This window comes from Kitasatospora sp. NPDC017646, assembly GCF_044329365.1.
In the GTDB taxonomy this organism is placed as follows: domain Bacteria; phylum Actinomycetota; class Actinomycetes; order Streptomycetales; family Streptomycetaceae; genus Kitasatospora.
On record NZ_JBIRJC010000017.1, the window covers coordinates 68,554 to 79,664 of the forward strand.

An 11,111-nucleotide genomic window follows, 5' to 3' on the forward strand; every position below is an offset into this window, starting at 1 on the left:
CGGGGCCGTCCCCGCCCGGCCGGGCAGGGGCGGGGCGGCGGACGGCGGCGAGACCGGGCGTCAGTCGCTGACCTTGTCGTCGATCTCCTTGACGGCGTTGCTCCACGCCTTCGCGGGGTCGCTCTGGTGCTGCTCGATGCTGAGCAGGGCGCCGTTGGTGAGGGTGTCCTTGACCAGGCCGTCCCACTCGCCGATCACGGTCGGCTGGATGGACTGCGCGGTGGCGGCGTAGATCCGGCCGGTGGGCGTGTCGCCGAAGAAGTCGAGTACGGCGTTCTGCACCTCCGGCCGGCTCAGTGCCTGGGCGTTGGACGGCAGGTTGCCGACCGTGGTGAAGACCTTGGCCTGCTGAGTGGGTGCGGTGAGCCAGGCGGCGAGTGCCGCGGCCTCCTTCTGGTGCCTGCCGGCCTTCGGTACGGCGAGGAAGGAGCCGCCCCAGTTCCCGGCGGCCGGCGGGGTGGCGATGTCCCACTTGCCCTTGTTCGCGCTCCCGGACTTGTCGGCGACGACGGCCGTCATCCAGGACGGGCAGGCGACCGTGGCGAACCTGGAATTGGCGAACGCCTGGTACCACGGCGTGTCGAACTGCTTGAGGCCGGCGCTGATCCCGGCCTGGACCGCGCCGGTCGCCAGGTCCCAGGCGTTCTTGACGCTGGGGCTGTTCTTGTAGTCCAGCTCGCCGCTGCTGTTGTCGTACTGGGTGGTGCTGGAGGACACCACGGCGTTGAACAGGCCGCCGGCGGAGTCAGTGAAGAAGGTGCCGGCGGGTGCCTTGGCCTGGTACTGCTTGCCCGTCTCGACGAACTTGGCCCAGTCGCCCTGCCAGAGCTTGGCCACCTCCTCGCGGTCGGTGGGCAGCCCGGCCTGCTGGAACAGGTCCTTGCGGTAGCAGATCGCCATCGGGCCGATGTCGGTGCCCAGGCCGACGGTGCGACCGTCCGTCGTGCTGGCCTGCCGCGCCTTCCACGGCAGGAACGCGCCCTTGTCGACCCCGTCCGCCTTGCCGAGGTCGACGAACTTGTCCGCCTGCTTCTTCACCACCTGGGCGATCCGGCCGACCTCGATCGCCTGGATGTCGTCCAGGCCGCTGCCGGAGGCGAGGTGGGTCTGCAGGGCGGGGTAGTAGTCGGTCTCCTGCTCGACGGTGTGTTCCACGATGGTGATGCCGGGGTGCTCCCGCATGTAGGCGTCGTACAAGCCGGCCTCCTTGTAGCCGAACGTGCCGTAGTCGCCGACGGTCAGGGTGATCTTGGCGTCGGAGGCCGCGGTGCCGCCCGAGCCGGAGCCCGAGCTGTCGCACCCGGCGACCAGCAGGGCGCACAGGGCGGCGGTCGCGGCGCTCAGCAACGGCTTGGGAACCTTGCGCAGGGGGAGGTGGGCGGTGGCTCTGCCGCCGTGGGTGGTGCCCGGGTTCCGCATGGCCGAATCTCCTTGTCCAGGCTGGGTGCATGGCTGTGCCGCGCTAGTGGGACGGCGCGGGCGGTGCTCGGAACTGGTGGGAGTGCGAATGCGTGCGAAGGCGAACGGGAGTGCGTATGGGAGCGCTCTCACAATGATGTGGGAAGATTGCTTCGCCGCGCGAGGTCGTGTCAAGGGTGGGCAAGGGCTCCGTTACCGGACCGTGTCGTGCCCACGCCCCCGCCGCGGCCGTCCGCCGTCCGCCGTCCGTGCACCGTCCGCCGGGAGAACGATCATGAGTCGAGCCGAGCAGCCGCAGCCCGCTGCCCGTCCCACCCTGGAGGCGGTGGCAGCGCGGGCCGGAGTGGGCCGGGGCACGGTGTCCCGGGTCGTCAACGGCTCGCCCAAGGTCAGCGCCAAGGCCCGGGCGGCGGTCGAGCAGGCCATCGCCGAACTGGGCTACGTCCCCAACCAGGCGGCGCGCTCCCTGGTCACCTCCCGGACCGACGCGGTCGCCCTGGTCATCCCCGAGAGCGTCGCGAAACTGAGCTCCGAGCCCTACTTCTCCGACATCATCACCGGGGTCTCCGCCGAACTCGCGCATTCCGACCTGCAGTTGCTGCTGGTGCTGGTGCGTGACGAGCACGAGCGGGAACGGCTGACCCGCTACCTCACCGCCCGCCGGGTGGACGGCGTCCTGCTGGTCTCGGTGCACCAGGACGATCCGCTCCCCGAGCTGCTGGAGCGGCTGGAGCTGCCCGCGGTGCTCGGCGGCCGCCGCTCGGAGCAGGAACCGCTGAGCTACGTCCACGCCGACAACGCGGGCGGTGCCCGGGCGGCCGTCCGGCACCTGTTGTCCCGGGGCAGGACGGCCATCGGGACCGTCACCGGGCCGCTCGACATGGAGGGCGCCGCGGCGCGCCTGGCCGGGTACCGCCAGGCGCTCGTCGAGGCGGCGGTACCGGCGGACGAGGGGCTCGTCGCCCACGGGGACTTCACCGAGCGCGGCGGCCGCGAGGGCATGCGGGAACTGCTCGCCCGCCGGCCCGGGCTGGACGCGGTGTTCTGCGCTTCGGACCTGACGGCGGCGGGTGCGTTGCAGGCGCTGCGCGAGGCGGGCCGGCGGGTGCCGCAGGACGTCGCCGTGGTCGGTTTCGACGACTCCGTGGTGGCCCGGCACACCGAGCCGCCGCTCACCAGTGTCCGTCAACCGACTGAGGAGATGGGACGGTTGATGGTCCGGTCGCTGCTCGACGAGATCGCCCGGCCGGGCCGGTTCCGTCGGCAGACGGTCCTGCCGACGGAACTGGTGGTACGGGACTCCTCGTGACCGGAGCCGGTCCCGACGGGCGGGGGATTCCTGGCGGGATCGCGGAAGGAGGGTGGGAACGCGCCCGCTTCGGGTTGCGGCGATCCCTTCACATCCGGACAGGGCCCGCGAAAGGCCGTCCGTACCCGTGGGAGCGCTTCCAAAAGACGCTGAGACCTGCACGCCGGCGCGCCGGGGCAGCCCACCGCCCCTGGACACGGCTCCGCGCCGGTCGCCGCCGTGGTCCGGCCCCGGTGGGCCCGCCGGCCGACCCCGCCGGCCCCTGCGGGCGCTTCCCAGCTGCCATTCGGTGGTACGGGCGGGTGCCTGATGGCACGGCGGTTTCCGCGCCGGTGAGCAGCAACCCGGCGTCGAAGGTCTCGCCGCTCAGTGGCCCGGGACCGACGGCCGTCATCACGGCGGTCCGGAGCGAGCGGCCATCTGCTGCCACCGCAGCGGCGGCTGCCCGAGCCGGTTCCGGTCCGCGCGAGCCCGCAGGGTGCGCTGGTGGTCCACCGACGGCCCTGCCGGGTCGGCTCCGCCCGGCGCACCGGTGCCACCGACTTCGGCTTCGCCGTCTCCGCCGATTGGGGGCGAACCGGTTGTTCGCCGGTGGCCGGCAGGTCCTCGGAGGCGCCGGGGAGGACGAGGCCGTCCGGGGTCGACACCGTGCCGACGCGCGAACGGGCGTCCCGGTGGCCCAGGGGCCGTTCGGGGTGCTTCCTGAGCGAGGCGCGCAGGCCGGAGCGCGCCGCCGCAAGGGGGCGATCGGCCCGCCGGGGAGACCGGCGGGCCGAGCGGAACATCAGGCCTGGACGACCAGGTCCAGGTACTCGTCGTGCCAGAGGTCCTCGTCGCCGTCCGGCAGGAGCAGGACCCGGTCGGGTCGCAGGGCCTCGATGGCGCCCGGGTCGTGGGTGACCATCACGATCGCCCCCGGGTAGGTGCCGACCGCGGCCAGGACCTCCGCGCGGGAGGCCGGATCCAGGTTGTTGGTCGGCTCGTCCAGGAGCAGCACGTTGGCGCCGGAGTGGACCAGGGAGGCCAGGGCCAGCCGGGTCTTCTCGCCGCCGGACAGCACGCCCGCCGGCTTGTCGGCGTCGTCGCCGCGGAACAGGAACGTGCCGAGGACGGTCCGCACTTCGCCGTCGGTCAGATCGGGCGCGGCCAGGGCGAGGTTGTCGCGGACGCTGAGCGCCGGGTCGAGGGTGTCGTGCTCCTGGGCGAAGTAGCCGAGCCGCAGGCCGCTGCCGGGAACGACCCGGCCGCAGTCCGGCTGCTCGTGGCCGGCCAGGATGCGCAGCAGTGTGGTCTTGCCGGCGCCGTTCAGGCCGAGTACGACCAGTCGGCTGCCGCGGTCGACGGCGAGGTCCAGGCCGCTCAGCACCGCCCGGCCGGCGTAGGCCTTGACGAGGCTGACGGCGCCGAGCGGCATCCGGCCGCAGGGCGCGGGCTCGGGCAGCCGGATCCGGGCGGTGCGCTCGGCCTGCCGGACGGGTTCGAGTTCGGCGAGCATCCGGTCGGCGCGGCGGGCCATGCTGCGGGCGGTGGTCGCGGTGGCGACGTTGGACCGCATCCGGTCGGCCTGGGCGTGCAGGGCGGCGGCCTTGCGTTCGGCGTTGGCCCGCTCCCGGGTGCGGCGGCGCTCGTCGGCCGCGCGCTGGGCCAGGTAGGCCTGCCAGCCGGTGTTGTGGACGTCGATCACGGCGCGCTGCGGGTCCAGGTGGAAGACCCGGTTGACGGTGCCCGCCAGCAGGCCGAGGTCGTGGCTGATCAGGACCAGCCCGCCCTGGTGGGAGGCGAGGAAGCCGCGCAGCCAGGCGGTCGAGTCGGCGTCCAGGTGGTTGGTGGGCTCGTCCAGCAGCAGGGTGCCGTGGTCGGCGAACAGGATGCGGGCCAGCTCGACCCGGCGGCGCTGACCGCCGGACAGCGTGCCGACGGGGGAGTCCATCACCCGGGCGGGCAGCCCGAGCCCGGCCGCGACCCGGGCGGCCTCGGCTTCCGCCGCGTAGCCGCCGCGGGACTGGAACCGGGCGTCGGCGCGCGCGTAGGCGTCCATCGCCCGGCGCTCCTCGGCCGGGGAGCCGGCCGAGGCCATCGCCTCCTCGGCGGCGCGCAGCGCGCGCACGGCGGCGTCCAGGCCGCGGGCGGACAGGACGCGGTCGGTGACGGTGACGGCGGGGTCGGCGGCGCGGGAGTCCTGCGCGAGGTAGCCGACCGGGCCGGTCCGGGTGACCGTTCCGGCGGCGGGCGGCAGCTGCCCGGCGAGGGTGGCGAGCAGGGTGGTCTTGCCGGCGCCGTTGCGGCCGACCAGGCCGATCCGGTCGCCGGGGGCGATGTGCAGGGTGACGTCGGACAGCAGCAGACGGGCGCCGACGCGTACGTCGACACCAAGGGTGGTGATCACTGGATAACGCTCCGAAACAGCTAACGGACACACGGGTGGCGTGGAGGCGGGTCCGTCAGCTAGGAAATTCGGGGCGTCGACATGTCGGCCAGGGTAGCGGCCGGTCGGAACGGGCGCATTCGAATTACGGGAGCGCCCGGTTGGGCCGGCGCATCCGGTTGAGTCGGCGCAGCCGAACGGGAGCGCCCGAACGAGCGGGAGCGTCCGGATCGGGCCGCTGCCGTACGGGGTGCGCATCGGTCCGTGCCGGTGCGCACTCCCGTACGGGGCGGCCCTCAGCCGCGCAGGACGGCGGCGACCACCGAGGGGTGGAACAGCCGGGTCGGCGGCTCGACCAGGGAGAGCACCTCGTGGAAGGCCGCCGTGACCTCGGGGTTGCGGGTCGCGCCGTGCAGCACCTTGTCCAGATAGCGGTGCTGGAGCCTGATCAGGGCGCCCGTGGGGCCGCCCGTGGTGGCGGCGAAGCGGACGTCCTCGGCGCAGGACATCATCCACGCGTTCTTGGACACCGCCGCGATCTCCCGCCGGGCGTCGCGGGCCGTGGCGGGCCCGATTGCGCTGTGCCGCATGGCCGTCCGGCGCAGCACCCGGGCGCAGAACAGCGAGACGGTGACGCCCTGGCCGTACACCGGGTTGAAGGTGCTCGCGGCGTCGCCGACCGCGACCAGGCCCGCGGGGGCGCTGCGCTCGTAGTGCCGCCGCACGCCCGGGCCGGGGAGGAATCCGCGCACCTCACCCGCCGGTTCGGCGTCCCCCAGCATCTCGCGCAGGCCCGGGTCGCGCAGTTGGGACAGGTGCTTGGTGAAGCCCTCCTCGCCGGGCTCGGGTTCGGCGCCGCGCATCCCGGCCAGGCTGACGATCCATCGGTCGCCCTCCACCGGCAGCAGCACACCCATCCGCGGCTTGTCCGGGGCCTTGGTCTGCAGGTAGATGGCCTGGTGGCCGAGGTCGACGCCGGACGGGCGGTGGAACAGCCGGGAGGTGTAGGCGACGCCCGCGTCCACCCGCTCCTCGGGCACCGCGCGGCAGCCCAGTTCGGTGAGCCACTTCGGCACCGAGGTCGAGCGGCCGGAGGCGTCGATCACCAATTCGGCCGGGATCTCCCGGACTTCACCCCGTTCCGAGCCCCGCTCCTCGCCTCGCTCCGCGCCGCGCTCGCGGACCTTCACACCGGTCAGCGCCTGCGCCGAGCCGAGCAGGCCGACCACGTCGGTGGCCTCCAGGAACTCGATCGACGGCTCGGTGCGGACCCGGTCCAGCACCAGCTTGTCCAGCACCGGGCGGGTGCAGGAGAGGAAGGACATCCGGGCGGGGTAGTCGATCATCCACCCGGCCGAGCTGAGCCACTTGAGGTCGCCCGACGCGGAGACCCGGTGCGCGCCCGCGGCCGTCAACTCCTGATTGATGCCGGGCATCAGCTCCTCCAGCGCCCGGTGGCCCGCCTCCAGCACGAGGTGCGCGTGCCGGCCCTGCGGCACCCCGGCCCGGAACACCGGCTCCTCCGGGTACCGGTCCCGCTCCACCACGACGATCCGCTCGGCGAAGCCGCGCAGCGCCCAGGCCGCCACCACGCCGGCCAGTCCGCCGCCGATCACCACCGCCGTGCCCCGCCCGGGGGCCGTCTCCGAAGAATTCATGCGACGTAGCGTAGTGGCGGCGGCGCCGGTCCGTAATCGCTCCAGCTGGACGAACATCTCGGCAGGGCGGGCAGGTTGACGTCGCCGCGGGTCCGAGGGTACGTACGCGTACTCCTACGGCCCGCGCTAAGGAACCGTCAAGGAGGCCGGTGCGCGGCGTCAAGGAGGTGTCAGGAAGCGCCCCGTCGCAGGTGGCGGAGCACTAGCGTCGCGCGGCGGAGAGAAACGGTTCTGTGCTCGGGCTCCACTCCGGAGCCCCGGGCGGACCGTGCGACGGGGGAAAGGGACGTGGCGTCATGACCACCTCGACAGCGGGCAGAACGGGCACCTCGGAGGGGGAGGCCGCCGGAGGGGACGAGGGCCCCGGACCAGCGGCCGGACCGGGTGTTCCGCCCGGCGCCCTGGCCCGGCTCGGCCACGGCCTCCGGACGGTCGGCAGCCGCTCCTACTGGACCACCCCGCGCCTGGTCCGCGGCCTCACCGCGCTGAGCCTGGCCGCCCTGATCGGCCTCGGCGCCACCGCCACCGCCGTCCTCGGCGGCGCCCGCGACGGCACCGACACCATCGGCCACCGGGCCGCCCCGCAGGCCACCCGCGCCGCCGACCTCTACTTCGCGCTCAGCGACATGGACGCCCAGGCCGCCAACCTGCTGCTGGTCGGCGACGACCAGGACTACACCGCGCTGCGCAAGCAGACCCTGGACACCTACGAGCAGCGCCGCAACCAGGCCGACGACGACCTCCAGCAGGCCGCCCAGTCCGCCGCCGCCGACCCGGCCGGGCAGCGCGCCGTCCAGCTGGTGCTCGGCCGGCTCGGCAGCTACGAGGCCCTGGTGGCCCGGGCCCAACTGCTGGAGGAGCAGGCCAAGGCCCCGGCCGGCCAGCCCTCGCCCGCCGCTCTGGACGCCTACCGGCAGGCCTCCGACCTGCTGCGCAACCAGCTCCTTCCCGCCGCCGACCAGGTCACCTCCGCGAACGAGGCCACCGTCGACCACGTCTACGCCCAGCAGCGCGGGGCCCTGGACAGCGGTTGGTGGTGGCTGTTCGTCGTCGGCCTGCTCGCCGTCGCGGCGCTGGTCGGGCTCCAGCGGGTGCTGGCCGTGCGCTACCGCCGGGTGGTGAACCCGGCGTTGGCGGCCGTCACGCTGCTGGCCGCAGTGGTGCTGGTGACCGGGCTGAGCCTGGTGGGCCGCACCGAGGACCACCTGGTGACCGCCAAGAGCAACGCCTACGACTCGGTGATCGCGCTCAGCCGGGCCCGCGCCGTCGCGTACGACATGAACGCCGACGAGAGCCGCTACCTGATCGACCAGGGGCGTGCGGCCGTGTGGGAGCAGGCCTACCTGGAGCAGAGCCAGGCGGTCGTCCACCTCGACGGCGCGACCACGGGCAGTTACGGCTCCCAGTTGCAGGACGCGCTCGACCGGCACCGGGCCGACCGCTCCGCCGTCCCCTTCGGCGGGTTCCTGGGCAGCGAACTGCGCAACATCACCTTCCCCGGCGAACGGGACGCCGCGGAACGGGTCCTGGGTGCCTTCCAGGAGTACCAGGTGATCGACCGTCGCATGCGGGACCTGCACGACGCGGGGAAGCTCAAGGAGGCGATCACGCTCAACACGGGGCTCGCCAAGGGGCAGTCCAACTACCAGTTCGGGCAGTTGAGCGCCGCGATGGACGACACCATCGCGGTCAACCGGACGGCGATGGACGCGGCGGTCGCGGCGACGGACGGCGACCTCGGCGGTACAACGGCGGCCCTGGCGGGAGCGGCGCTGGCGGCGGCGCTGGCCCTCACCGCGCTGGGCGTGCGGCCCCGACTGCGCGAGTACCGGTAGCGCGGCGCCCCGAGGCACCGGGGTCGGTCGGCCGGGGGGGGGGATCGGCTTGGCACGGCCCGGGGCGAGGTCGGCGGTGGCCGTCCGGGTGACTGGAAGTCCGGAAAGCGGGAACGCGGAGGACGGGGCCCGGTGGCGACCGGCGGATCGCCACCGGGCCCCGCCGCGTGCTCCGCCGCTCCCGGGGCAGGCCGTCACCGGTGTGCCGGATTGACAAACGCCCTTGCCGTCCCGGCGAATAGCAGGCATGGCCGACGAAGAGTTCGAGAACGTCCTCACCACGGTGGGCCCCCGGCTGCGGGCCCTGCGCCGGGAGCGCGGCACCACGCTCGCCAAACTGGCAGCCGCGACCGGCATTTCGCTCAGCACGCTGTCCCGGCTGGAGTCCGGGCAGCGCAAGCCGACCCTGGAGCTGCTCCTGCCGCTGGCCCGGGAGTACCGGGTGCCCCTGGACGAACTGGTCGGCGCCCCGGCCACCGGTGACCCCCGGATCCACCCCCGCCCGGTGACCAGGAACGGCCGGACCATCGTTCCGCTCACCCGCCACCTCGGCGGTCTGCACGCGTACAAGCACATCGTGCCGCCCGGTCGGAACACCGGGCCCGAGCTGGAGCTGAAGGTCCACGAGGGCTACGAGTGGCTCTACGTGCTGTCCGGGAGGCTGCGGCTGGTGCTCGGCCCGCACGACCTGGAGCTGACGGCCGGTGAGGCCGCCGAGTTCGACACCCGGACCCCGCACGCCTTCGGCAACGCCGGTTCGCAGCCGGTGGAGTTCCTCAGCCTGTTCGGCCCGCAGGGTGAGCGCATCCATGTCAGGGCGCGCCCGGGAACCTCTGTTCGGTAGGTTCGTTCCCTGTCAGGGAGTCTCCGCTTCGGGCTCCCACCAGGCCGTCGGGAGGGGCCGATCAGATGAGTGTGCAGCAGAGTACGGAGTCCGGCGAGAGCGGCGGAACCGAGGGGAGGCCGACGACCGGACCGGGCGGTACCGGGCCGGGGGGTGACCAGCCGGCGGCCGGGCAGGAGGCGGCGGCCGAGTCGGCGAAGACCCCCGAGACCGGTGCCAAGCCCGCGCGCAGGAAGCGCCCGTTCTGGCAGGAGCTGCCGATCCTGCTGGTGATCGCCCTGCTGCTCTCGCTCGGCATCAAGACCTTCTTCGTGCAGGCCTTCTCGATCCCCTCCGGTTCGATGGAGAACACCCTGCAGATCGGCGACCGGGTGCTGGTCGACAAGTTCACCCCGTGGTTCGGCGCCGAGCCGGAACGCGGCGAGGTGGTGGTCTTCCACGATCCGGGCGGCTGGCTGGAGGAAACGGCGCCGAAGAACGACGGATTCATGGGCGGCGTGCAGAAGGTGCTGAGCACCGTCGGCCTGATGCCCTCGGCGGACGAGAAGGACCTGATCAAGCGGGTGATCGCGGTCGGCGGGGACACCGTCGAGTGCAACGCGGGCAGCCCGGTGAAGGTGAACGGGGTCGCGCTGGACGAGCCGTACCTGTTCCCCGGGGCGACGCCCTGCGACAACGACCCGGTCGGCACCGTCACGGTGCCCGAGGGCAAGCTGTGGGTGATGGGCGACCACCGCAACAACTCGCGGGACTCCCGCCCGCACCACAACCTCACCGGGGACGGCTTCGTGCCGGTCGACGACGTGGTCGGCCGGGCCTTCGTGGTGGCGTGGCCGATCTCGAACTGGTCCACCCTGCCCGTCCCGGACACCTTCGACGAGGTGCCCTCGCACGCCGCCGGCACCCTTCCGGAGCAGGCGCCCCCGGCCCCGGCGGCGCTCGCCCTGGCCGGCGTGGTGCCGATCGCGCTGTGGCGGCGCCGGCGGTCGCGGCGCAGGACGGGCTGAGCCGGACGGGCCGAGCCGGAACTCCACCCGCCGGGACCTCAGCCGCCGGAACTCCACCTGTTGGGACCCCACCCGCCGGGACCCCACCCGCCGGGACCCCACCCGCCGGGACCCCACACGGCCGCGGAGTTCCGGCGAGGGCCCCGCGGGTTGTGAAGAGCGTGTCAGGAGTTCTTGGCGGAACCGTTCGGAGCCCCCTGTCCTCCCTGGGAGCGATTGCCGACAGGCTACTTGAGCGACCGGGGACGACGTGAGGATCAGGGCCTGTGCTTCACCTGCGCCCCGGACACCGCGGCGGAGGCGGCGGCGGCGCAGCGGCACGGCCTCAACGACATGGTGAGCGACCGGGCGTACCAGGTCGGCCAGCAGTCCGGTGCGGAGTTCGACGTGCGCACGCCGCGCCAACTGGTCTGCCCGCAGTGCCGGACCGAGACCCACGGCACGCCGTTCTGCCCGGGCTGCGGGTCCAGGCTGGCGCAGCCCGCCCAGTGCGGGCAGTGCCACAAGGACGTGCCGGAGGGGGCCGCGTTCTGCCCGTCCTGCGGGACGCGGCGTTGAGCGGCCGGTAGCCGCAACGGGCGGGGGGGGGGGGGGGCCCGCGGGGGGGGGGGGGGCCCCCCCCCGCGCGGGGGGGGGGGGGGCGGGGGGGGGCAGCCCAGACACGGCCACGCGGG

8 protein-coding genes are annotated in these 11,111 nt (G+C 73.8%); 5 read left to right on the forward strand and 3 right to left on the reverse strand.

Going from position 1 to position 11,111, the window contains the following annotated elements; translation table 11 throughout:
* Positions 1 to 60 precede the first annotated feature (60 nt).
* Positions 61 to 1,419 carry an ABC transporter substrate-binding protein gene (locus ACH4J0_RS25245; protein ID WP_396242824.1) on the reverse strand — a complete coding sequence of 453 codons (1,359 nt, stop codon included), beginning with the start codon at positions 1,417 to 1,419 and terminating at the stop codon, positions 61 to 63.
* Between the two features lie 274 nt (positions 1,420 to 1,693).
* Here ACH4J0_RS25245 and ACH4J0_RS25250 point away from each other — a divergent pair, with 274 nt between their 5' ends.
* Positions 1,694 to 2,728, forward strand: a complete 1,035-nt coding sequence (locus ACH4J0_RS25250) for a LacI family DNA-binding transcriptional regulator (RefSeq protein WP_396242825.1) — start codon at positions 1,694 to 1,696, stop codon at positions 2,726 to 2,728.
* A gap of 784 nt (positions 2,729 to 3,512) precedes the next feature.
* On the opposite strand, the gene ACH4J0_RS25255 is transcribed toward ACH4J0_RS25250, so the two are convergent.
* Positions 3,513 to 5,114: an ABC-F family ATP-binding cassette domain-containing protein gene (locus ACH4J0_RS25255; protein ID WP_396242826.1), complete on the reverse strand. Its 1,602-nt coding sequence runs from the start codon at positions 5,112 to 5,114 to the stop codon at positions 3,513 to 3,515.
* A gap of 275 nt (positions 5,115 to 5,389) precedes the next feature.
* Positions 5,390 to 6,751 (reverse strand): FAD-dependent monooxygenase, encoded by a 1,362-nt coding sequence (locus ACH4J0_RS25260; protein WP_396242827.1) that lies wholly within the window; start codon positions 6,749 to 6,751, stop codon positions 5,390 to 5,392.
* A gap of 296 nt (positions 6,752 to 7,047) precedes the next feature.
* Between ACH4J0_RS25260 and ACH4J0_RS25265 the strand changes: the two genes are divergently transcribed.
* From ACH4J0_RS25265 to ACH4J0_RS25280, 4 genes are all read left to right on the forward strand, one after another.
* Positions 7,048 to 8,586 carry a hypothetical protein gene (locus ACH4J0_RS25265; RefSeq protein ID WP_396242828.1) on the forward strand — a complete coding sequence of 513 codons (1,539 nt, stop codon included), beginning with the start codon at positions 7,048 to 7,050 and terminating at the stop codon, positions 8,584 to 8,586.
* A gap of 247 nt (positions 8,587 to 8,833) precedes the next feature.
* Positions 8,834 to 9,430, forward strand: coding sequence for a helix-turn-helix domain-containing protein (locus ACH4J0_RS25270; protein WP_396242829.1), 597 nt, complete (start codon positions 8,834 to 8,836; stop codon positions 9,428 to 9,430).
* Between the two features lie 65 nt (positions 9,431 to 9,495).
* Positions 9,496 to 10,437 (forward strand): signal peptidase I, encoded by a 942-nt coding sequence (gene lepB / locus ACH4J0_RS25275; protein WP_396242830.1) that lies wholly within the window; start codon positions 9,496 to 9,498, stop codon positions 10,435 to 10,437.
* Between the two features lie 231 nt (positions 10,438 to 10,668).
* A complete protein-coding gene (locus ACH4J0_RS25280; RefSeq protein WP_396242831.1) occupies positions 10,669 to 10,995 on the forward strand; it encodes a zinc ribbon domain-containing protein in 327 nt (108 codons plus the stop codon).
* The last annotated feature ends 116 nt before the right edge of the window (positions 10,996 to 11,111 follow it).